We start from the raw sequence: 20,947 nt of genomic DNA on the forward strand, positions 1-20,947 counted from the left end.
GGTCGAGCGCGATCCGCTCGGCCCGGCCGACACGACCTCTCCGAGGCGACTCGGAGGACGAAGGAGAACCCATGATCCCCGTGGCCCTCTCACCCGAGGCCCGCAGCACGGCGCTGGAGCGGCTCGAGCAGGACCGCCTCGACGTCCTCGTCATCGGCGGAGGCGTGGTCGGCGCAGGCGCCGCCCTCGACGCCGCCACCCGCGGCCTGAGCGTCGGCCTGGTCGAGGCACGCGACTTCGCGTCGGGCACCTCGAGCCGGTCCTCCAAGCTCGTGCACGGCGGCCTGCGCTACCTGGAGATGCTCGACTTCCGCCTGGTGGCCGAGGCGCTCAAGGAGCGCGGACTGCTCATGCAGCGGCTCGCCCCGCACCTGGTGCGGCCGGTCCCGTTCATCTACCCGCTCCAGCACCGTGGCTGGGAGCGCTTCTACGCCGGCTCCGGCGTCGCGCTCTACGACGCGCTGTCGAAGGCCAGCGGCTACGGCGCCGACATGCCCCTGCACCGTCACCTCACGCGGCGCGGCGCGCGCCGGATCATGCCGTCGCTGCGCAAGGACGCCCTCGTCGGCGCCCTGCAGTACTACGACGCCCAGGTCGACGACGCCCGCCACACGATGTTCATCGCCCGCACCGCAGCCGCGTACGGCGCGCACGTGGCCTCGCGTACGCGCGTGACGAACCTGCTGCGCGAGGGCGAGCGGGTCACGGGTGCCGAGGTCGTCGACCTCGAGACCGGCCGCACGTTCAAGATCCGCGCCGCCCAGGTCGTCAACGCCACCGGCGTGTGGACCGACGAGACCCAGGGCCTGGCCCACGAGCGCGGCCAGTTCAAGGTGCGCGCCAGCAAGGGCATCCACCTCGTGGTGCCGCGCGACCGCATCCGCGGCGACTCCGGCCTGATCCTGCGCACCGAGAAGTCCGTGCTGTTCGTGATCCCGTGGAAGCGTCACTGGATCATCGGCACCACCGACACCGACTGGTCGCTGTCGAAGGACCACCCGGCCGCCAGCGCCAGCGACATCGACTACCTGCTCGACCACGTCAACTCGGTGCTCGAGGTGCCGCTCACCCACGCCGACGTCGAAGGCGTCTACGCCGGCCTCCGACCGCTGCTGGCGGGCGAGAGCGACGCCACCTCGCAGCTCTCCCGCGAGCACGCCGTGGCCCACACCGTGCCCGGCCTGGTCGTCGTCGCGGGCGGCAAGTACACGACCTACCGCGTCATGGCCCAGGACGCTGTCGACGAGGCCGTGCACGGCCTCGAGGGCACGCTGGGCCGTCGGGTCGGTCCCTGCGTCACCGACGAGGTGCCGCTGCTGGGCGCCGAGGGCTATCAGGCGCTGTGGAACCAGCGTCGCCAGCTCGCCACCCGCGCCGGCCTGCACGTCGGCCGCGTCGAGCACCTGCTCGAGCGGTACGGCACCCTCGCTGCCGAGGTGCTCGCGCTGGGCGAGCAGGACGCCTCGCTCCTCGAGCCGCTGGCCGGTGCCGACGACTACCTGCGCGCCGAGGTCGTCTACGCCGTCACCCACGAGGGCGCGCGGCACCTCGACGACGTGCTGACCCGCCGCACCCGCATCAGCATCGAGACCTTCGACCGCGGCACCATCGCCGCGCCGCACGTCGCCGAGCTGATGGCGGCCGCGCTGGGCTGGGACGACGCCCAGCAGGCCAAGGAGGTCGAGCACTACGTCAAGCGCGTCGAGGCCGAGCGCGAGAGCCAGCAGATGCCCGACGACGAGACCGCCGACGCCGCCCGCATGGGCGCGCCCGACGTCGTCCCGGTCACCACCGCGGCCGACTGAGCAGTCGGCCGACGAGCACGAGGGCCCGACCGCGCGGCGGTCGGGCCCTCGTCGCACGTCCGGACTAGGCGAGCGCCTCGCGCAGCAGGTGCAGGCAGGCGACGACGGTGCGGCAGCGGATCACCGCGCGACTGCCACCGAGCCGCAGCTCGCGGTGCACGACGCCGTCGGGCCCGGCGAGGGCGACGTGGACCAGGCCGACGGGCTTCTCCGCGCTGCCGCCGCCCGGCCCCGCGACGCCGGTGATGCCGACCCCGTAGGTGGTGCCGAGCCGCTCACGGGCGCCGGTGGCCATCGCCTCGGCCACCTCGCGGCTCACGGCGCCGAGGCGATCGATCAGCTCCGCGGGCACGCCGACCTCGGCGGTCTTGGCCTCGTTGGCGTAGGTGACGAAGCCGCCGGTCAGGTAGGCCGAGGAGCCGGGACGATCGGCCAGGCGGGCGGCCAGCATGCCGGCCGTGCAGGACTCCGCGGTGGCCACGGTGGCGCCGGCTGCGAGCAGGGCGTCGGCCACGACGTCGTCGAGCGAGCGGCCGTCGTCGGCGTAGAGCTGCGCGCCGAAGGCCTCGTGCAGGCTCGCGCGCAGCGCCTCGTAGGCGTCCTGGGCGGCCGGGCCGAACCGGGTGACGACCTCGAGCTCGCCGTCGCGCACGCAGGTGGTGACCTCCAGGCCGCTGCCGGGCAGCGAGCCGTGGGCCCGCTCGTGCTCGCGCAGCACGCCCGCGAGCTCGGCCTCCGGCGGTCCCCAGATGCGGATCTGCTCCTGGCGCAGCTCCTCGGCGCGCTCGAGCACCGCGCGCACGGGGGCGGACGCGACCGCGTCCTCCCACATCGGCTGCAGCTCGCTCGGCGGGCCGGGCAGCACGACGACGGGCACGCCGCCACCGGGCGGGGTCACCACGAGGCCCGGCGCGGTGCCGACCGGACCGAGCACCACGGCGTCCTCGGGCACCAGGGCCTGCTTGCGCACGGCGCGCTCGGTGACCTCGGCCGGCGGGTTCCAGCCGCGGCGGGCGTTGAGGGCGGCGACGATGGCGGCGATGCGGGCCTCGAGCTCCTCGTCGAGGGTCACGGTGCGCCCCTGCACCTCGGCGACGACCTCGGCGGTGAGATCGTCCTCGGTCGGCCCGAGGCCACCGGTGGTCAGCACGAGGTCGTGGTCGGCGAGCAGGAAGCGCAGCGAGGCCACGAGGTCCTCGCGCCGGTCGCCGACCACGACGGTGCGCCCCACGTCGATGCCGAGTCGCCGCAGCGACTCGGCGAGGAAGGGGCCGTTGAGGTCGGTGACGCGGCCGGTCAGGACCTCGGTGCCGGTGACGACGATCGCTGCGCGTGCGGACATGGCGCGATCGTAGGCACGCTTCGCGCGGACGCCGGGAGCCGGAGGGGGTGGGTCAGCGGCCCTCGGCGAGCAGGCCGTCGCGCAGCGCCCGGTGCACGACCGGCGCGATGGCGTCGGCCAGCGCCTCGTACCCGGCGTCGTTGGGGTGGAACATGTCCGCGGCGATGCGGCCCTTCCAGCTGTCGGGGCCGGTGGTGCGCAGGTCGATCACCCGGATCCGGCCGACGGCCGCCTCGATCGCGCGGTTCGCCGCGCGTGCGGCGGCGCGCGGCTGGGGGAGCGTCGCCACCACGGAACCGTCCGGCAGCCGGTCCATCAGGTCGCGCATGGCGCCGGGCAGCGCGCTGCTGTGCACGCGTCCACCGAAGAGGTCGTTGGAGCCGATCACGACAGCGACGCCCGCGACGTCGTCCTCGGCGAGCAGGGCGTCGAGCACCGGCAGCTGCTGCGCCAGCACGTCGGGAACCCGGGCGCCGGTCGCGGAGAGGTTAATCAGGTCCAGCTCCTGGCCCGCGGCCCGCAGCCGAGTCTCGACGACGCCGGCCCACCCGCGCTCGGGAGCCGTGGCACCGACGCCCTGCGCCATCGAGTCGCCGAGCACGACCCAGCGTCGGCCGGGACGCGCCAGCACCGCGCGGTTGTGAGCGGCCCAGTGGTCGGCGCACGGCCCGGCCTGCGCGCGGACGCGCCGGACCCCGGGCAGCACGAGGCCGAGCGCGGTGACGCCACGACCGGGCGGGCGCCCGGTGCGGTTGTCGTAGGTCAGGTCCACCACGGCGCTCAGGCGTCGACCGGCACCAGCGGGTGGATCGCGACCTCGCCGGCGAGGCCGTCGCCGACGGCCGCGAACGCCGCGGCGACGTGCGGCGTGGTCATGTGCGCGTCGAGCGAGGCCTGGTCGGCCCACTCCTCGACGGTGACGAAGACGCCGGGTGCGGCGCCGGACTCGAAGAGGTCGTAGGCCAGGCAGCCCGACTCCTGGCGGGTCGCGGCCACGAGGGTCTGGAGGGCCTCGCGCAGCGACGCGGCGGCCTCGGGCTTGGCGGGGATGGTGGCGATGACGCGCAGGCTCATGTCGTGATCGTAGAGCGGCGCTCCACGCCGGGGGCGCGCACGGAGGATCAGACGCCGATCGCGCGAGCGACGCGCAGGCCCGAGAGGTAGGCGCCGTGCACGGTCGCGTACGACGACCCGTGGGTGGCCTCCCCGGCCAGGTGGATCCGCCCGTCGACGGGCTCCCGCAGGGCCGCCCGGTCCTCCGGGGAGGAGCCGACCTCGTAGCAGGAGTAGGAGCCGCGGGCCCACGGGTCGGCGGCCCAGCGCGTCACCGCCGACGCCGTCGGCGCGGGCACCGAGCCGTACATGCCGCGCAGCCGCTGCATCGCGGCCTGCACGGTGTCGGCGTCGGAGAGCCGTTCGAGGGCACGGGCGTCGTCGGCGGCGTTGAAGCCCATGAGGATCGGCGCCCCGGTCGGCCCGGACAGGTCGACCCACTGCGCCCAGCGTCCGGCCGACTCCGCGGGGCCGACGTGCTCGATCCAGTCCGAGCGGTCCCAGAAGCGGCGCGGGAAGCGCAGCACGCACTTGTCCAGCAGCCCGACGCCGAGGCGCTCGACCGCCCGCTCCGTCCGCGCGGGCAGCTCGAGCTCGAGATCACCGCGCTTGAGCACCCCGAGCGGCACCGTGACGACGACGTGGTCGGCCCGCAGCCGCCCACTGTCGGAGATGATCGTCACCCCGTCACCGTCCCGGGCGATCGAGCGCACCGGCGCCCGCAGCCGCACGTCGAGTCCCCGCGCGAGGTGCTCCGGCAGCGCCACGTAGCCGCCGGGCAGCAGCACGTCGCCCCCGCGCAGCACGGCGTCGTCGTCGAACCAATATGCCGAGAGCGCGTCGGCGCTGCCCGCGTACTCCTGCTCGACGTCGTTGATCGCGTAGGCCACCATCGCCCGGTCCTCGGCGCTGAGGCGCGCCCAGCCGAGCCCACGCTCGACCACCGACCGCACGCTCGCGTCCTCCTCGCCCTCGTCCTGGAAGCGTGCGACGACGGCCTCGGCGCGCGACTGCCAGGCGTAGAGCCGCTCCAGGTACGCGGGGGAGGCGACCGCCCCGCCGGCCAGCCGCACCGTGGTGTCGTCGGCGTCGGTCGCCACGGTGCGCGCTCCGGCCGCCCGCGCCAGCGGCACCAGCGGGTTGCCGGTGACGCCGTGGATCCACGACGCCCCCAGATCCACCGGCGTCCGGCCGAGGCGCGCGGTGTGGATGCGACCGCCGATGCGGTCGCGCGCCTCGAGCACCGTCACACCGTGCCCGGCGTCGTGGAGGGCGCGGGCGGCGGCGAGTCCGCTCATCCCTGCGCCGACCACGACCACGCGCTGCGGCTCGACGACCTCCGAGCAGCCGCCGAGGGTCGACGCCACGCCCACGGAGGCCCCCAGCGACACGGGGCCGGCGAGCAGGGTCCGCCGCGAGATCCGCATGCCCTGCTCCCTCCGCTCCGACGACCGGCCGACCGACTGCGCTGAACCTAGCGCCGCGGCAGGGGCGGCGCGGGCGATCGACGTGCCAGGATGACGTGTGCCTCTCGGACCCCGCGTCGTGTCGTCGCCGGCCGCGGCGCCGGCCCTGCGCTCCGAGCTCTTCGGCGTCCTCGCGATCCTGCGCCTCCTGCTCGCCGCCTACGTCGTGCAGCTCGACCTCGGTCGGCTCGATGACTTCCAGCGTCCGGCCCTGGCCCTCGCGGCCGTCGGCGTCGTGGTGGTCTGGTCGTTCCTCGCCGTCCTGGCCTACCGCACGCCGTGGCGCGACACCTGGGCGCTCCAGCTCACCGACCTCGGCATCGTGCTCGGCCTCATGCTCCTCAGCCTGGCGACCCATAGCGACGTCATGCGGGCCGACCACGCCCCGACTCTCGTGTCGTTCTGGTCGTGCGTCCCGGTGCTCGCGATCGCCGCCTCCCGCGGAGCTCTGCCAGCGGCCGGCGCCGCGCTGGCCGTCGCCGCCGCCGACCTCGCCACCCGCGTCGACCTCGACGCCGGCGTCATCCGCACCCTGATGCTGCTGCTGGTCGCGGCCGTGATGGTGGGGCACGGCGCACGCCTCATCGATCGCACGGCGGCCGCCGAGGTCGCCGCGGAGGCCCAGCGCTCCGCGTTCGCCGAGCGTGCCCGGGTCTATCGCGACATCCACGACGGGGTGCTGCAGGCCCTCGCGCTGGCGGGGCGCATCGCCGACGCCCACCGCGACGTCCACCCCGACCTCGCCGCCCTCGCGCAGGAGGCGCGCACCCAGGAGCGCGCCCTGCGCCACCTCATGCAGGAGGCCGACCGCGGCCCCGGGCCCGCCTCGTCCGAGGCCGCGACGAGCATCGACCTCGTGCCGGCGCTGGCCGACCTCGCCGCCGGTCCCCGCGTCGAGCTCGCAGCCCCCGCCCACGCCTGCCCGGTGCCGACGCCGATCGCCACCGAGCTGCTCGCCGCCGCCCGCGAGGCGCTTGCGAACGTCGAGCGCCACTGCCCGCCGGGCACCTCGGCGTGGCTGTTCCTGGAGTGGTGCGCCGACGCCTGCGCCCTGAGCATCCGCGACGACGGACCGGGCATCGCCCCGGGCAGGCTCGGCCGCGCCCTCGACGACGGCCACCGCGGCGTCGCCCACTCCATCCAGGCCCGCCTGCACGATCTGGGCGGCGAGGCCCGCCTGCACACCGGACCCGACGGCACCGAGTGGGAGCTCAGCGTGCCCCTGCCCCAGGAGACCTCGTGACCGACGCCCCGACCCCGCTGCGGGTGATGGTCGTCGACGACCACCCGATGTGGCGCGACGCCGTCAGCCGCGACCTCGAGGCCGCCGGGCTCGACGTCGTCGCCACCGCCGCCGACGGACCGGGCGCCGTCGCCCGGGCACGGGCCACCCGCCCCGACGTCGTCGTGCTCGACCTCAACCTGCCCGGCCTCGACGGCGTCGCCGTCACCGCGGCGGTCGCCACCCACAGTCCCGAGACCCGCATCCTGATCCTGTCGTCCTCCGGCGAGCAGCAGCACGTCCTCGACGCCGTGAAGGCCGGCGCCACCGGCTACCTGGTGAAGTCGGCCTCCGCCGAGGAGCTGCTGGAGGCGGTGCGCGCCACCGGCGCCGGGGAGAGCGTGTTCACGCCGGGACTCGCCGGCCTGGTGCTGGGGGAGTATCGCGCCCAGGACGACTCAGGCCCTCGGCTCACCGAACGCGAGACCGAGATCCTGCGTCTGGTGGCCAAGGGCCTGGGCTACAAGCAGATCGCCGAGCGGCTGGTGCTCTCGCACCGCACGGTGCAGAACCACGTGCAGAACACGCTGCGGAAGCTGCAGATGCACAACCGCGCTCAGCTGGTGCGCTACGCGATGGAGCGAGGGCTCACCGACTGACGCGGCGCGTTGCGTCGGGGGGCGAGGCTGAGCCCCAGCGGCGCCAGGGCGATGAGCACGGCGAGCACCACCATGCCGGCGGCAGCGACGCTGTGGGTGCCGATGCGGGGGATCGTCAGCGTCAGCGCGCAGACGCCGCCGATCACGCCCACGACGGCGGTGTAGACGGCGGCCGCTCGAGCCACCCGGTGCGCGTTCGGCGCTGTCGAGGGCCCGCCCGCGACCGCGAGGAGGAACGACGGGAGGAGCCAGGTGACGCTGGCCATCGCGAAGACGATGTAGCCGATCAGGTCGAGGCCGTCGGAGACGTAGCCGGGCTCGGCGTAGGAGTCGACGAAGTAGGCCTGGACGACGAGCGCCGACGCGACGACGAGGGCCAGGAACGATGCCCAGCGGAGGGCGACGGGACGGAGTGTCGGAGCGGACATGAGGGACCTCGGTTCGGTGGGGCTGGACGGGTGACCCGTCCAGCCTCACCTCGCCGGTCCGCCAGCGCCTGAGCACGCGTGCTCAGATCCCTCGGCCCCGGACGTGACGAAGGGCCCTCGCGTCCCGAGATCGCGAGGGCCCTTCGTGGGGGTGGGGAGTGGATGAGGCGAGATCAGCGGCCGGTGGCCACCCAGCCGCGGGGGACGGCGGTGCCGGAGGGGATGCAGTCTCGATCGCCCTGGTCGGGGCGGGTCTTCGTCGTGCTCAGCGGCTCGATCTCGACCCAACGCCAGCGCCCGTCGCAGTCGAGCGGGCGGTTGCCGAGCGGGTCGAGGTGGGCGCCGGAGGGAAGCGCCTGCCCCGGGGCGAGGCACTGGCTGCCGCCCTCGTCGAAGTAGACCGGACGCTCGCCTTGGGAGCAGTACCACTCGTCGATGATCCCGCCGTTGTGCTTGACGAAGACCAGCCCCGCGGCGACGGTGCCGAGCACCAGGATCATCGAGGCGACGATGCCGAAGCCGATCGCCTGCGCACGGCGGGAGGCCATCAGATGCTGCCCAGCAGGTCGTGCTCGGAGAGCAGCTTGTCGACGCGGGCCTGGTCCATGCGGGAGGCGATGTACTTCTCGTCCTGCGCGTCGCGGATGACCTTGGCGAGGGTGAAGGCCGAGGAGACGAGGAAGAGCGTCGTCATCGCGAAGAAGGCGCGGACCCAGGGGTCGACGGGGACGTAGAGGATGGCCCAGACGAGGCCGAGGAGGGAGACCGCGAAGGCGATCCCGGCCTGGAGGGCGAAGGCGGGGCTGTTCTTGGTCGGAGCAGGAGCGGACATCGTCGAATCCCTTCTAGGAGCGGTGCGTCCGGCTCGGACGCCGGCCTGACTGGCCTGCGTCCAGCCTCTCCTTCAGGTGACCCCCGGCACATGAGTGCCGATACTCAAACCCGCTCCGTCGACCGGGTCGCGGCACTCAGGCCGCGACGACCGCCTCGCGCGAGACCCGGCGCAGCGACCGCTCGCGGCGCGAGCCCACGATGCGGCACACGACGTAGATCGTGAAGGCCAGCGTCGTGACGTAGGGGCTGATCGGGATCGTGGTGCCCAGCGCGAGGAGGATGCCGCCGACCATCGAGACGAACGCGAAGGTCATCGAGAGCACCGGCACCCAGAACGGCGACGACGTCACCTGGAGGGCGGCTGCGGCCGGGGTGCAGAGCAGCGTCAGGATCAGCAGGGCGCCGATCACCTGGATCGACACGGCCACCGAGCAGCCCAGCAGCACCACGAACAGCGGGCCGAGCAGCCGCACCGGGACGCCGCGGGCGGCTGCGACGTCGGGGTCGACGCTGGCGAACATGAGCGGGCGCCAGATCGCGACCAGCACCGCCAGCACCGCCACCGACGTGCCGACCAGCACGTTGAGGGAGGTGTCGTCGATGGCGACGATCTGCCCGGTGAGCAGGCCGAACTTGTTGGCGGCTCGGCCCTTGTAGAGGGCGAGGAAGAGGATGCCGAGGCCCAGCCCGAAGGGCATGAGGACGCCGATGATCGAGTTGCGGTCCCGCGCCCGCAGCCCGAGGACGCCGAGGGCCACCGCCGCGAGCAGCGACCCGACGAACGACCCGACGACCACGCTCGCGCCGAGCAGGAGCGCACCGGAGGCGCCGGCGAAGGAGAGCTCGCTGATGCCGTGGACTGCGAAGGGGAGGTCGCGCGTCATGACGAACACGCTGACCAGGCCGCCGACGATGCCGAGGACGGCGCCCGCGATGAGCGAGTTGCGCACCAGGGGGAGCAGCTCGCCGTAGTTGTCGAAGTTGACGACGTCGGTCCAGGTGACGGAGGCGACCATGCTCATGCCGACACCGGGAGCGTCGGGTCGCAGTGCGGCGCCGGAGCGGCGTCGGCGCCGATGACGATGATGGAGTCCTTGCGGCGGATGACCTCGACGGGGGAGTGGTAGAGGTCGGTGAGGACCTCGTTGGTCATCACCTCATCCGGGGTGCCGGCCCGGAAGCGGCCGTCGTTGAGATAGAGGACGGTGTCGGTGACCGGCAGGACGGGGTTGATCTCGTGGGTCACGAACAGCACGGCCGTGCCGCGCTCGTGGCGCTGCTCGGCGATCAGGTCGACGACTGTGCGCTGGTGGCCGAGGTCCAGGGACAGCAGCGCCTCGTCGCACAGGAGCACGGCGGGCTCGGTGGCCAGCGCCTGGGCGACCCGGAGCCGCTGCTGCTCGCCGCCGGAGAGGCGTCCGAGCGGGCGATCGGCGTAGGAGGTGGCGCCGACGCGCTCGATGAGCTCGTCGACCCGGCGGCGCAGCGCGGCCGAGCGCCAGGGGCGGGCGATGCCCCACGTGCTGCCGTCGACGCCGAGGCGGACGAGGTCGCGCCCCCGCAGCGGGACGTCGGCGGCGAAGCCGACCTGCTGGGGGATGTAGCCGATGTTGCGGTTGCCCCGCCGCGTCGGCTGGCCGCAGACCTTCGCCGTGCCCTCCGAGAGCGGCACCAGCCCGAGCAGCGCCTTGAGCAGCGTCGACTTGCCGGAGCCGTTGGACCCCAGGACGGTGACGAACTCGGCAGGCGCGACGGTGAGGTCGAGGTGCGACCACAGCGTGCGGGAGCCGAAGGAGATGCGGGCGTCCGAGAGCTCGACGACGGGAGGCGGCGTCATCTCAGGCGAGGGCCTTCGCGATGGCGTCGATGTTCTTCTGCATCCAGCCAACGTAGTCCAGGCCCGCCGGCATGGTCTCGGTGACTCCGACGACCGGCACGCCGGCGCTCTTGGCGGCGTCGAGGACGCGCTCGGTGATCGGGCCGCTGGTCTGCTCGTTGTAGACCAGGACGTCGACCTTCTTGGTGGCGTAGAGGTCCTCGGTCTGCTTCAGCACGGCCGGGGCGACGTCGTCGCCCTGCTCGATGGCCTCGCTGAACTTCTCGGGGGTGCGGTTGACCAGGCCCATGGCCGCGGTGAGGTAGAGCGGCACCGGCTCGGTGATGCCGACGCCGTCGCCGGCGTCCTTCTTCTTCGCCGCGGCCTCGTCAGCGATGAGCCCGTCGACCTTGGCGTTGAACGCCTCGGCGTTCTTGGTGAAGGTGTCGGCCTGGTCGGGGTCGATGGTGCCGAGCTGCTCGGCGATGCGGGTGGCGATCTTCTGCACGCTCGGGAGGTCGTACCAGACGTGCTCGTTGAGCTCGCCGCCCGCGGGAGCCTTCTGGCCGGAGATCTCGACGGCGTTGAGCACCTCGGCCTTCGAGCCGTTGGAGTCGAGCAGCTGCTCGACGAAGTCGTCGTAGCCCCCGCCGTTCTCGATGACGACCTGCGCCTTCTTGATGGCCAGCGACGTGGTGGCGTTGGCCTCGTAGGAGTGGGGATCCTGGTCGGGGTCGGAGATGATCGAGGTGACGTCGACGGCGTCGCCGCCGACGCTCTTGGCGACGTCGCCCCAGACGTTGGTGGAGGCCACGACGCCGATCGCGCCGCCGTCGGCGGCCGACCCGGAGTCGGACCCGCAGGCGGTGAGCCCGGCTCCGGCGAGGGTGACGAGGGTGGCGAGCGCGCCGACGCGGAGGCGGCGGCTGCTGGTCGAGACGACCGTGTTCCTCATGCTGGTGACCTTCCCGATCAGACGTGCGACGCCGGTCCGACGCCGGCCACCAGATGATAATCGTTCTCATTGCGATCAACGAATCCGGGTGCGGAAAGGCGGTCGACCGGGGGAGCGGCCGACGGCTAGCGTCCCGCGCATGGACGGGCTCCCGGGGATCGAGGTCGCCCGAGCGCTGCTGCGCGAGCAGGTGCCGCACCTGGCGGATCTGCCATTGGCGCCGAGCCCGGCCAGCGGGAGCAGCAACGTCGTCCTGCGGCTGGGGGAGCAGCTCGCGGTCCGGCTGCCGCGCACCGACGCCTACGCGGTCGACCTCGCGAAGGAGCTGACCTGGCTGCCGCGCCTCGCCGGCTCGCTGCCGGCGCCCGTGCCGGAGATCGTGCACGCGGGGGAGCCGACGACGGCCTTCGACCGGCCCTGGAGCGTCGTCACCTGGGTGCCCGGGGACATGCCGGGCGATCTGGACCCTGACGCGCAGACGCTGTTCGCCGCCCAGCTCGGCGCCTTCCTCGCCGCTCTCCATGCAGTGGACGTCGGCGATGTCCCGAGCGGCCCCGAGCACTGGGGCTACCGGTGCGGAGAGCCGGTGACAGCGCAGATCGACGGCTGGCTCGACGAGGCGGCCGACGACCTGGCTGACCTGCTCGATCCGGCGCAGGTGCGTCGCGCCTGGGCCCTGCTGCGCGACGTGCCCGAGGCCAGCGAGCCGCCCTGCTGGGCGCACACCGACGTCTCCGCGGAGAACGTGCTCGTGCATCCCGACGGCCGGCTCGCCGGCGTCATCGACTTCGGCGGGCTCGGCGTGGGGGACCGCTCGATCGACCTCCTCTACACCTGGAGCCTGCTCGACGCTCCTGCCCGTCGGGCGCTGCGCGAGGCCTCAGGCGTCGACGAGGCGACGTGGCTGCGAGCACGGGCCTGGGCGTTCGTCGGCCCTGGCCTGCTCACGATCAGCGACTACCGGGCGACGATGCCCGCTCGCGCCACTCGACTGCTGCGGATGGTCGAGGCGGTCGCGGGCGAGGTGGGCGTGCGACTGAGATGAGCGACTCGCGGACACGACCCGGATCCACGTGCGGGCGAGGTCGAGAGTAGGCGTCTCAACCAACACTGAATGACATAATGTCGCTTATCGGCGCAGAACTCCGACGAGTTCAAACAGATGAGAGAACTCGTCGCACACGGCCAAAGGCCTGTTTCCGCAGGTCACAGGCAAGATCCCTGGCCGCGACCAGGTTCCTCCGGGTGTCCCGACCGCTGCGTTGTGACTGCTCAGCACGGGTTACTCTCGTTTATTGAGAGGTTCTCGCGTACGGTGTGCGCTCGTGGAGCTTGTTCCTGGACGGATCCCCGACTATCTGCTCGACGACTCGATCGGGCTGCTGCGGGCTGATGACCGCGTGTTCGAAGCGATGCTGGACGGCTGGCGTGCGCAACAGCTGGCGCGTGGCCTGACGACGGCCCACATCAAGACCTCGTCCCGGATGGTGACGCGATTCCAGGCGCACACCAACGAGTACCCGTGGACTTGGATGGCTCATCACTTCGAGGAGTTCCTCGCCGACTTGCGCACCAGTGAGCCGCCGTTGAAGGTCTCGACGCTGCGTTCCTACACCACGGCGATCCGGGCGTTCACGCGTTATGTCAGCGATACCCGGTACGGCTGGGTGGCGTTCTGCGACCGAGTGTTCGACGACATCCCAGCGCAGATCGTCTTCGACTGGAACAGTCCACGCCACAGCACCGACGACGACGTGCCCACCGCGCGACGGGCCCTGACGCGCCACGAGATGCAGAGCCTTTTCGACGCTGCCGACGACTTCGTCGATGCCGAGTACGCCAAGGGCACCAAGCGGTGGCTGCCGGCCCTGCGTGACTCGACCGCGCTGAAGGTCGCCTACGCCTACGGACTGCGCCGACGCGAGCTCACCAAACTCGAGTACGTCGACTTCGGCCCCAACCCGAAGGTCCCCGCGTACCGGAACTTCGGGGCGGTACAGGTGCGCTGGGCCAAGGGCATGCGGGGCTCCGGGCCACGACGGCGCACCGTTCTCACCACACCGGAGTTCGACTGGGTGGTCGACCTTCTCCAGCATTGGCTCTCCCCGGCCGGCCGGGGACTCTTCCCGACCGCCGACCGGTCCCGGTGTCTGTGGCCATCGGAACGAGCCGGCGCCGCGAGCCTGCGAACCTTCGAGCGCGCCTTCGCTCGCGCACGCGAGCAAGCCGGCCTTCCCCAGGAGCTCACGCTGCACTGTCTGCGCCACTCGTATGTGACGCACCTGATCGAAGCCGACTACGACCCGTTCTTCGTCCAGCAGCAGGTCGGCCACCAACACGCCTCCACCACGTCGCTGTACACATCGGTGTCGTCGGACTTCAAGCAAAAGACGATCCAGCAGATGATCAACCGGCGGCTCCGACTCGACAACCAGGATGGTGGTCACGATGGCTGAGCAACGACGGGTCGGCTACCACTGGCGGCTGCGCCAAGTGATGGCCGAGCACAACCTCTGGAAGACCACCGAGCTCATCCCGCTGCTCAAGTCGCGTGGCGTGAACCTGTCCAACGCCCAGGTGCACCGGCTCGTCACCCAGGCTCCCGAGCGGATCCCAGCACGCACCTTCGCAGCCCTGTGCGACATCTTCGACTGCACCCCCAACGATCTCTTCGAGCCCTACGTGGAAATGCGCGCCGCTGCCACGGCCAACGCTCCCAAACGGCCCGAGGACCTCGGCATCAAACCCGGCAGCCCCATCGCCCGACGAGTCCGCGTCGTTCCCGACGAGCCCGACGACTGATGGCGCGTCCCAGGAAGCCAGGCGACCCAGCCGCCTGGCCGGATCCCTGTGCGCGCTGCCATGAGCACCACCCGACCGCCGCATGGTGGCCCGACGGGCGAGTCTGTGGCTACTGCTACCAGGCCGCCAAGCGTCACCGCGGCCGATGCGCTTGCGGCCACGAAGGTGTTCTTCCCGGACGGACCGACGGCAGACCGACTTGCCGCACCTGCTCAGGTGTCACCCTCAACATCGACTGTGTCGCCTGCGGCGCCGAAGCCGAGCTCTACCGCGGTGGACGCTGCATGCACTGCGAGCTGAACCTCGTCGTCGACTCGATGCTGGCCGACCCGGTCACCGGGCAGACCGCGCCCGAGCTCGTCGCCATCAGCGAAGCCATGAAGAACATGAAGCGCGCCAACAGCGGCCTGACCTGGATCAAGCAACCCCACGTGCGCGCGTTCTTCGAGCAGGTCCGCGGCCGCCGCAACGTCACCCACGAGCTGCTGGACTCCCTGCCCCCCACCCGGACGCGCGACTACGTTCGCGGGCTCCTGGTCGAACATGGCGCGCTCCCCCGCAACGACGTCTACCTTGACCGCTTCAACGACTGGGCGCCCGGCGCCATCGAACGGCTCGAGCACCCAGACGACCGTGAGGTCATCACCCGCTTCATCCGCTGGCACATCCTGCGCCGGATGAACGAAACCGAAGCCACCAGCCGCGGCACCTTCCTCCGCTCCAAGCAGACCGTCACCGTCGCCATCGACTTCGTGACCTGGCTCCGCGCACGGGGTGTTCGCCTCGACGACCTCACCCAAGGTGACCTCGACGCCTGGCAGGCCGGCGGAACCACCACCCGCGGCATCGCCAGCCGATTCCTCGGCTGGGCCATCAAGACCAGACTCGTTGACCCAGACCTCCGACTCACACCCCACCGCCGCGGCACGAGCCCCAAGCTCGACAGCCAGGCGCAGAACGAGGCCATCGACGACAACGTCCACAACGCCGACATACCCGCCAGACACCGGGCCATCGCGATCCTGCTCCTGGTCTTCGGGCAGCCACTCGAGCGACTCGTCGCCCTGACGTGGGACGACGTCGACATCGCCGGTGATCCCGTCACGATCAGGCTCGGCGCAACCGCTGACATCGAGCTGCACCCGCCCCTCGACGAGCCGTTCCGCCAACTCGCTGCCCAGCCGCACAACCACCAGACCGCCGCCCACCCCAACAGCAACTGGGTCTTCCCCGGCTACTCCCCCGGCAGACATCTCGACGCCGGTTACATCGCCGGCCGACTCCGCGCCACGGTCGGCGCACGCGCCGCACGCTTGGGCACACTCCATGAACTGAGCAAGCTCGCTCCCACCGCCATCATCGCCGAAGTCCTCGGCTACTCCCCCGCCACGATCGAGAAGCACGCAATCGGATCAGCCGCGAACTACGCGACCTATATCAAGGCCAGGCTCGACACTGGTGGTTCCTGATCCTGTGGCCGCCGCCAGACGCGCTCAACGCGGCAGATCCGGACGTTGCCTAAAGCGCCGCGGACGGTAGTCGGGTAAGGCGGTCCTAGTGGGTGGCGCCCAGTTCGACCATGAGCACGCCGCCGATGATGAGGGCGATGCCGCCGAGCATGATCGGGGTGAGGGGTTCCTTGAACAGGATCTTGGATGCGACTGCGGTGAGGGCGACGCCGGAGGCTGCCCAGATGCCGTAGGCGACGCCGAGGCCGAGGCCTTCGTTGAGGGTGAGGGTGAGGAAGCCGAAGGCGAAGAGGTAGCCGACGGCGACGGCGCCGTAGTAGGCGCGTTGCCCAGTGGCGGCCATGCGCAGAGAGATGGTCCCGAAGACCTCGAAGACGATGGCTCCGATGAGGAACAGCCACTGCATCAGATGGACTCCTTCGTGTGAGCGTTCTTGTGCGCGGCTTGGGAGCCGAGTTCGACGGTGAGGACGCCCGCGATGATGAGGGCGATGCCCAGGCCCATGAGGGCGGTGAGCGCTTCGTCGAAGATGAGGGCGGACATGACGGCGGTGAGGGCGACGCCGAGCGCACCCCAGATGCCGTAGGCGACGCCGAGGGCCATGCCTTGCTTCAAGACCAGGGCGAGGAGCGTGAATGAGGCGAGGTATCCGACGGCGACGACGGCGTAGAGCGCGGGGTGGTTGAGGGCGCCCTTGAGGGACAGGGAGCCGGTGACTTCGCTGCAGATGGCTGCGGCCAGGAGGAGCCACTTGGTCATGAGTTCTCCTTGAGGAGTTGGTGGGCGAGTGCTTGGACTGCGTCGCGGTCTTGGTCGGTCAGTGGGATGCCGTTGCTGGCGGCGTTGAGCCAGATGCCGTCGGCGATGAGCCGCACGGCGTGGAACCGGGCGCGTTCGTGGGCAGGGAGGGTCTCAGCGATGTCGACCCATGCGCCCATGCGTTCGTTCCAGCGTTCGCTCAGTGGCTCGCGCAGGCGGGGGTCGGTGAACATGACGAGGTCTCCGAGGTCGAAGTGCCCGTCGCACACCCAGTCGAGGTAGGCACCGAGCCGTGCAGCGGTCGTCCTTGCTGTGGTGTCACTAGTCGGAAGCCGGGTGGTGATTTCATGCTCGTACTGGTCCATCAGATGGTCGATGACCGCTGTCATCAACGCCTGCTTGGTCCGGAAGTGGTACATCAGCCCCGCCTTGGTAACCCCGGCGGCGCGGGCGGCGGAGTCCAGCGAGACCGATGCGCCGGTGCGCGCCAGCGTCAGGGTGCTGGCGACCATCTCGTCGCGCATGGAGGGCCGGTGCGCTGGAGCCGGGGCGGATGACATCACTTCGTTACTATACCTACCGGTTGGCTAACTAACCAAAGCGGCGGCACGGCTCTTCGAGAGGGGCCGCATCACACGCTCATCGGCATGTGAGTGCGATCAGAGGCACACACGGGGGAAGACAAGACAGACCCGTCGTCGCCTAGCGCCCACGACTCGTCGCCCTTCCACATGTCGCTTCGCCAGTTTCGCCCGGGGACGTTTTCGGGTCCGCCGCCCGTGGTGGACGGCGGACCCTGGGGCCTGGCCCGACTCGAACGGTGCTGTCATCCCTGAGTTCAGTGACGCCCAGTACCAGCGCTGGGCGTTGAGCAGGCTGGCTGCCAACGGTACGGAGAGACGTGCTGTCGAGCACGCGGTCTCAGGACCAGATGCAGGTGATCCAGGGCGAGGGCTAGGACCAGATGCGGATGATCCAGGGCGAAGGTTCGGTGGTCTGGTGGGCGGCTGCGAGGGAGTCGACTTCGGCGCGGCGGACGCCGGCTGGGAAGAAGCCGCGGGAGAAGTGTCCGACGCGGCCGGCGTTGAGGCGTCGCGCTTCCTCGGCGTCATCTCGGTAGCCCTTGGTGGTCGTGGCACAACGGGTTCGCTCGGCGCCAGGCGCGCTAAGAGGGTGGGCGGGTGACCATCGAGATCGCCGACTCCGGCGACCATCGGCTCGCGGTCGACATCAGCGGCGAGGGCGCCTGGCGCACGGTCACGGTGTTCGAGCCGCCCCTGTTCGCCGCGGGCCCGGCGCTTCGTCCCGTCATCGGGCGCCATCGTGCCGAGGTCGAGCATCGGCGGTACGCGACGGCGTCGTGGCTGTTCGCCGCCGACGTCGCGCGGATGCCGCTGGAGCTCCTGGGCTCGAGGCCGGCGACACCACCGACCTCGAGCGGTGGGGTGCCATCGCTGCCCCGCTGCTGCTGATGCAGGGCGGAGAGTCCTGGAGGCCGATCCCCCAGACCACGGCGGCGCTGCGTCGCGTGCTCCCGGAGAGCAGCAGGCACGTCGTGCTGCCCGGGCAGTCGCACTTCGCGAGCCACACCGCGCCACGGGAGTTCGCCGCGACGCTGCGCTCGTTCTTCGACGCCGAGGCGATCACCTAGCTGCGTGTCGCTGGATGATCGCCTCGGCGCGAGCGGACTGCGTCAGCAGCCGCAGGTGTAGAAGACGACGTCCCAGTGGCTGCCCTCGTTGGCATAGACGTTGCCGGAGGCGGCCTTGTACTGGGCGGCGCCGTCGCTGCGCAGGCCGATGTAGGAGTAGGTGCCGGTCACCCAGGAGTCCAGGCAGGTGGTGCGGCGGAAGTCGAGCTTGTAGCCCGTGCCGTGGCTGTACGTGCCGCCGGCGTGGCCGGTCTCCGTGCCGCCGGTGATCGTCAGGGCGCAGCCGCTGGCGTTCTTCAGGGTGATCGCGCCGTCGATGGTGGCCTGGCGGATGCCGTCGAAGGACGTGCAGGTGGAGTTGGTGCGGTCGGTGCAGCCGCCGGACGACGTCCAGGTGATGCCGGCGGCGCGGAGCTGGGCCGCGGCGTCGGCCTGGGTGACGGCCGAGGCGGGACCGGCGAGGCCGAGCGCGGCGATCAGCGAGACGAGCAGGACGGCGAGCGCGGCGACGCCGCGACGCGTGGAGGTTCCCGAGAGAGTGGTCATGCGCCCATCCTGTCGAGATCGCCCGGCGGTGTCTCCCCCAGGCTCGGAACCGGTCGGTGAACTCCGGCTGAGGTCGAGCCCTGGCCAGCGGGCGGCGTCCTTCCGTCAGTCTGGGACTGAGAGCAGTCGGTCCGCCCACGCATCCATCCGGGCGCGGAGCACGGTGGCGTCCAGGTCGGCGAGCCCGACGCCGAGGTAGTTCGGTGACCAGGTGGTGACGACGTCGACGGCCTGGGCGGCCGCCTGGACGTCCCACGAGCGAAGGTCCGCGACCTCGAGTCCGGTGGCCTGGCGATAGTGGTCCACCACGAGGTCGGCGGCCGCGAGTCGCCCCTGGAGGACGAGGTCGAGCCGGAGCCAGGCGAGGTCGACGCCCCGTGGCGCACTGCGCGCTCCCGACCAGTCCACGACGCCCACCAGATGCTCGCCGCGCCAGAGCGTGTTGCCGGTCCAGAGGTCGTAGTGCGTGAGCACCCTCCCGCCGAGGTCGAGGCGGTCGAAGTGCTCCCGGGCGAGGCGCGCGATCGCCCTCTCCCCCGCCGCCGGGCCCGATGGGACCGGACGCAGGCCACTGCCGTCGAGATCGTGGATGCGCGCCAGCGCTGACGCGAGCTCTGAGGCCAGCCGCTCATCTGAGACGGCACCGGGCGGGTCGCCGTCCACGAGCTCGGTGACGAGCAGGTCACCAGCGACCTCGTTCACCTCCATCGCGAGCAGCCGCGGGGCGAGCCCGTCCAGGCCGGTCAGGCGCTCCGCGCCGATGGCCTCGTGGCGGCCGGCCGGATCACCTGGCGGGAACCGGCGCACGACGACGTCGCCTGACCGGTCGCCGACCACCGTGGTGCGCGCATGGGTGCCGCCGATGAGGACGCGGCGCAGGGTCAGCTCGGGACGGCCGAGGAGGCGCGCCGCGGCGACCGCGTCCACGTCCGGAGTCCCCGAGCCCACCCGGCCATCCTCTCCTGCGGCCGTGCGCGGTCCGCCACGGCCTACCCTCGGAGACGTGGACCTGCTCGACCTCCCGGAGACCGACGACGGCGGATCCGCCGCCGAGGTCTACCTCGTCGGCATGGAGCCGCGGCGACGCGGTCGCCTTCGCACCACGATCTACGCCGTCCTCGACCTGTGGTGTGCGCTCTCCGGTGGCTCGATGGAGCTGAGCCGCGGCCTCGACGTCGTCATCCGTCTGCGTGAGGACGGCGGCCTGGTGCGGCGAGTACCGGTGCGCGACCCGGCCGAGGCGGCGGTCGTCGTCGAGCAGGTGCGCACCCAGCTCGACGGCCTCACTCCGGCGGAGTTCCGATCTTTCTGGGACCTTCCCTGAGGGCGGGTCGACGTCACATCGCCGCGAGGAGCGACGCCAGCGGACGCGGCAGCGCGCCGAGCGGCAGCTCCTCGGCCAGCAGCCGGGCGTAGCGAGCCTTGTAGCCCGACCGCGCGCTGATGAACCGGTGCAGCTGACGGTGCTGAGGCCACGAGCGCTGCACCGGCTGGTGCTGCAGGCGGCGGAACGACGCGAGATCGCCGTGGGCCTCGAGGACCTCCAGCATCCGCCGCTCCCCCACGGCCCGGATCAGCTCGTCCTCGAGGTCGTCGACGCAGGCGAAGAAGCCGAGTCGCTCGAGATCGCTGCTGTCGGCGACGGGTCCGCGGCCGAGCTCGCCCAGGGCCCGTGCGACGAAGCGCTGCTCGGCGCGGTCGTAGAGGCCGGTCAGGCCCCAGCCGACGCGGCCCTCCAGGAGCTCACGCAGATGGCGCCGGATGTTCGTGGCACCGTCCATCACCGAGATCAGCACGCCTTCGGCGTCGAGGTCGCGCCCGGTCCGGCGCGCGAGGACCTCGATCGCGATGCGATCGCTCTCCCCTTCGACGAGGACCAGGCGCGGAGCGCTCATCGCTCCAGTGTGCCCGGGTCGTCATGGACCGGCGCGGATCAGCCGACGCCGCCGCGATAGCCCGTGGACGACGGCGGGTCGTCGCGATCTGCCGCGCGGCGCACGTCCTGAGGTGGTCGACTCAGATCCTCGAGCTCCCGGCGCGCCCGAGCGTTGGCCACGACGGCGCACGCGATGAGGACGAGCACGGCACAGAGCGCCAGGAAGATCACGTTCCCACGCTAGAGCAGCTACCTCGTCCGGTG

Annotated in this window: 27 protein-coding genes; 10 read left to right on the plus strand and 17 right to left on the minus strand. The window is 71.8% G+C overall.

What is annotated here, in order from left to right; all coding sequences use genetic code 11:
* The first annotated feature begins 71 nt into the window (after positions 1-71).
* Complete coding sequence (locus ACZDWJ_RS04415; protein WP_463519705.1) at positions 72-1,805, plus strand: glycerol-3-phosphate dehydrogenase/oxidase; 1,734 nt, start codon at positions 72-74, stop codon at positions 1,803-1,805.
* 64 nt (positions 1,806-1,869) lie between these two features.
* Here the strand turns inward: ACZDWJ_RS04415 and ACZDWJ_RS04420 are convergent, their stop codons facing one another.
* The 4 genes from ACZDWJ_RS04420 to ACZDWJ_RS04435 are packed head-to-tail and all read right to left on the minus strand — an operon-like array spanning position 1,870 to position 5,627.
* Positions 1,870-3,147 (minus strand): competence/damage-inducible protein A, encoded by a 1,278-nt coding sequence (locus ACZDWJ_RS04420; RefSeq protein WP_463519706.1) that lies wholly within the window; start codon positions 3,145-3,147, stop codon positions 1,870-1,872.
* Between the two features lie 52 nt (positions 3,148-3,199).
* Entirely contained in the window at positions 3,200-3,922 is a 723-nt protein-coding gene (locus ACZDWJ_RS04425) for an SGNH/GDSL hydrolase family protein (RefSeq protein WP_463519707.1), read from the minus strand.
* Positions 3,923-3,927: 5 nt separating this feature from the next.
* On the minus strand, positions 3,928-4,221 hold the full coding sequence (locus ACZDWJ_RS04430; RefSeq protein WP_463519708.1) for a putative quinol monooxygenase: 294 nt from the start codon (positions 4,219-4,221) through the stop codon (positions 3,928-3,930).
* A gap of 47 nt (positions 4,222-4,268) precedes the next feature.
* Positions 4,269-5,627 (minus strand): flavin monoamine oxidase family protein, encoded by a 1,359-nt coding sequence (locus ACZDWJ_RS04435; protein WP_463519709.1) that lies wholly within the window; start codon positions 5,625-5,627, stop codon positions 4,269-4,271.
* A gap of 97 nt (positions 5,628-5,724) precedes the next feature.
* Here ACZDWJ_RS04435 and ACZDWJ_RS04440 point away from each other — a divergent pair, with 97 nt between their 5' ends.
* Entirely contained in the window at positions 5,725-6,909 is a 1,185-nt protein-coding gene (locus ACZDWJ_RS04440) for an ATP-binding protein (protein WP_463519710.1), read from the plus strand.
* Positions 6,910-6,935: 26 nt separating this feature from the next.
* Positions 6,936-7,547, plus strand: coding sequence for a response regulator (locus ACZDWJ_RS04445; protein ID WP_463519816.1), 612 nt, complete (start codon positions 6,936-6,938; stop codon positions 7,545-7,547).
* Here ACZDWJ_RS04445 and ACZDWJ_RS04450 read toward each other — a convergent pair.
* From ACZDWJ_RS04450 to ACZDWJ_RS04475, 6 genes are all read right to left on the minus strand, one after another.
* Positions 7,517-7,975, minus strand: a complete 459-nt coding sequence (locus ACZDWJ_RS04450; RefSeq protein WP_463519711.1) for a hypothetical protein — start codon at positions 7,973-7,975, stop codon at positions 7,517-7,519. The genes ACZDWJ_RS04445 and ACZDWJ_RS04450 overlap by 31 nt on opposite strands.
* Before the next feature lie 173 nt (positions 7,976-8,148).
* Complete coding sequence (locus ACZDWJ_RS04455) at positions 8,149-8,523, minus strand: hypothetical protein (protein WP_463519712.1); 375 nt, start codon at positions 8,521-8,523, stop codon at positions 8,149-8,151.
* On the minus strand, positions 8,523-8,807 hold the full coding sequence (locus ACZDWJ_RS04460; protein ID WP_463519713.1) for a YiaA/YiaB family inner membrane protein: 285 nt from the start codon (positions 8,805-8,807) through the stop codon (positions 8,523-8,525). The genes ACZDWJ_RS04455 and ACZDWJ_RS04460 overlap by 1 nt, the downstream gene beginning before the upstream one ends.
* 136 nt (positions 8,808-8,943) lie before the next feature.
* Positions 8,944-9,825, minus strand: a complete 882-nt coding sequence (locus ACZDWJ_RS04465; protein WP_463519817.1) for a metal ABC transporter permease — start codon at positions 9,823-9,825, stop codon at positions 8,944-8,946.
* A 2-nt stretch (positions 9,826-9,827) separates the two neighbouring features.
* On the minus strand, positions 9,828-10,646 hold the full coding sequence (locus ACZDWJ_RS04470) for a metal ABC transporter ATP-binding protein (protein ID WP_463519714.1): 819 nt from the start codon (positions 10,644-10,646) through the stop codon (positions 9,828-9,830).
* A 1-nt stretch (position 10,647) separates the two neighbouring features.
* A complete protein-coding gene (locus tag ACZDWJ_RS04475) occupies positions 10,648-11,580 on the minus strand; it encodes a metal ABC transporter solute-binding protein, Zn/Mn family (RefSeq protein WP_463519715.1) in 933 nt (310 codons plus the stop codon).
* Between the two features lie 139 nt (positions 11,581-11,719).
* Here ACZDWJ_RS04475 and ACZDWJ_RS04480 point away from each other — a divergent pair, with 139 nt between their 5' ends.
* From ACZDWJ_RS04480 to ACZDWJ_RS04495, 4 genes are all read left to right on the plus strand, one after another.
* Entirely contained in the window at positions 11,720-12,625 is a 906-nt protein-coding gene (locus ACZDWJ_RS04480) for an aminoglycoside phosphotransferase family protein (protein WP_463519716.1), read from the plus strand.
* A gap of 280 nt (positions 12,626-12,905) precedes the next feature.
* The gene (locus ACZDWJ_RS04485) at positions 12,906-14,036 is read left to right on the plus strand and encodes a tyrosine-type recombinase/integrase (protein WP_463519717.1); all 1,131 of its coding nucleotides are present in this window, start codon (positions 12,906-12,908) and stop codon (positions 14,034-14,036) included.
* Entirely contained in the window at positions 14,029-14,382 is a 354-nt protein-coding gene (locus ACZDWJ_RS04490) for a helix-turn-helix domain-containing protein (protein ID WP_463519718.1), read from the plus strand. The genes ACZDWJ_RS04485 and ACZDWJ_RS04490 overlap by 8 nt, the downstream gene beginning before the upstream one ends.
* Positions 14,383-14,666: 284 nt before the next feature.
* On the plus strand, positions 14,667-15,851 hold the full coding sequence (locus ACZDWJ_RS04495) for a hypothetical protein (RefSeq protein ID WP_463519719.1): 1,185 nt from the start codon (positions 14,667-14,669) through the stop codon (positions 15,849-15,851).
* Positions 15,852-15,936: 85 nt separating this feature from the next.
* Here ACZDWJ_RS04495 and ACZDWJ_RS04500 read toward each other — a convergent pair whose 3' ends face one another.
* Genes ACZDWJ_RS04500 through ACZDWJ_RS04510 form a run of 3 tightly spaced genes read right to left on the minus strand, consistent with a single transcriptional unit; the run spans position 15,937 to position 17,134 of the window.
* Positions 15,937-16,257: a DMT family transporter gene (locus tag ACZDWJ_RS04500; RefSeq protein ID WP_463519720.1), complete on the minus strand. Its 321-nt coding sequence runs from the start codon at positions 16,255-16,257 to the stop codon at positions 15,937-15,939.
* Positions 16,257-16,610: a DMT family transporter gene (locus ACZDWJ_RS04505; protein WP_282429410.1), complete on the minus strand. Its 354-nt coding sequence runs from the start codon at positions 16,608-16,610 to the stop codon at positions 16,257-16,259. Before ACZDWJ_RS04505 ends, ACZDWJ_RS04500 begins: the two co-directional genes overlap by 1 nt.
* Positions 16,607-17,134: a TetR/AcrR family transcriptional regulator gene (locus tag ACZDWJ_RS04510; protein WP_463519721.1), complete on the minus strand. Its 528-nt coding sequence runs from the start codon at positions 17,132-17,134 to the stop codon at positions 16,607-16,609. The genes ACZDWJ_RS04505 and ACZDWJ_RS04510 overlap by 4 nt, the downstream gene beginning before the upstream one ends.
* Before the next feature lie 657 nt (positions 17,135-17,791).
* On the opposite strand from ACZDWJ_RS04510, the gene ACZDWJ_RS04515 reads away from it, so the two are divergent.
* Together ACZDWJ_RS04515 and ACZDWJ_RS04520 are read left to right on the plus strand one after the other, a co-directional pair.
* Positions 17,792-18,082: a hypothetical protein gene (locus ACZDWJ_RS04515; protein ID WP_463519722.1), complete on the plus strand. Its 291-nt coding sequence runs from the start codon at positions 17,792-17,794 to the stop codon at positions 18,080-18,082.
* Complete coding sequence (locus ACZDWJ_RS04520; RefSeq protein ID WP_463519723.1) at positions 18,082-18,261, plus strand: alpha/beta fold hydrolase; 180 nt, start codon at positions 18,082-18,084, stop codon at positions 18,259-18,261. The genes ACZDWJ_RS04515 and ACZDWJ_RS04520 overlap by 1 nt, the downstream gene beginning before the upstream one ends.
* Before the next feature lie 42 nt (positions 18,262-18,303).
* Here the strand turns inward: ACZDWJ_RS04520 and ACZDWJ_RS04525 are convergent, their stop codons facing one another.
* Positions 18,304-18,807 carry a hypothetical protein gene (locus ACZDWJ_RS04525; protein ID WP_463519724.1) on the minus strand — a complete coding sequence of 168 codons (504 nt, stop codon included), beginning with the start codon at positions 18,805-18,807 and terminating at the stop codon, positions 18,304-18,306.
* Between the two features lie 105 nt (positions 18,808-18,912).
* Positions 18,913-19,734 carry a phosphotransferase family protein gene (locus tag ACZDWJ_RS04530; protein WP_463519725.1) on the minus strand — a complete coding sequence of 274 codons (822 nt, stop codon included), beginning with the start codon at positions 19,732-19,734 and terminating at the stop codon, positions 18,913-18,915.
* Positions 19,735-19,810: 76 nt separating this feature from the next.
* On the opposite strand from ACZDWJ_RS04530, the gene ACZDWJ_RS04535 reads away from it, so the two are divergent.
* Positions 19,811-20,131, plus strand: coding sequence for a hypothetical protein (locus ACZDWJ_RS04535; protein ID WP_463519726.1), 321 nt, complete (start codon positions 19,811-19,813; stop codon positions 20,129-20,131).
* Positions 20,132-20,144: 13 nt separating this feature from the next.
* Here the strand turns inward: ACZDWJ_RS04535 and ACZDWJ_RS04540 are convergent, their stop codons facing one another.
* Positions 20,145-20,702: a TOPRIM nucleotidyl transferase/hydrolase domain-containing protein gene (locus ACZDWJ_RS04540; protein WP_463519727.1), complete on the minus strand. Its 558-nt coding sequence runs from the start codon at positions 20,700-20,702 to the stop codon at positions 20,145-20,147.
* A 38-nt stretch (positions 20,703-20,740) separates the two neighbouring features.
* On the minus strand, positions 20,741-20,914 hold the full coding sequence (locus ACZDWJ_RS04545) for a hypothetical protein (protein WP_463519728.1): 174 nt from the start codon (positions 20,912-20,914) through the stop codon (positions 20,741-20,743).
* Between the last annotated feature and the right edge of the window lie 33 nt (positions 20,915-20,947).

The organism is Nocardioides sp. B129/18, from assembly GCF_055282735.1.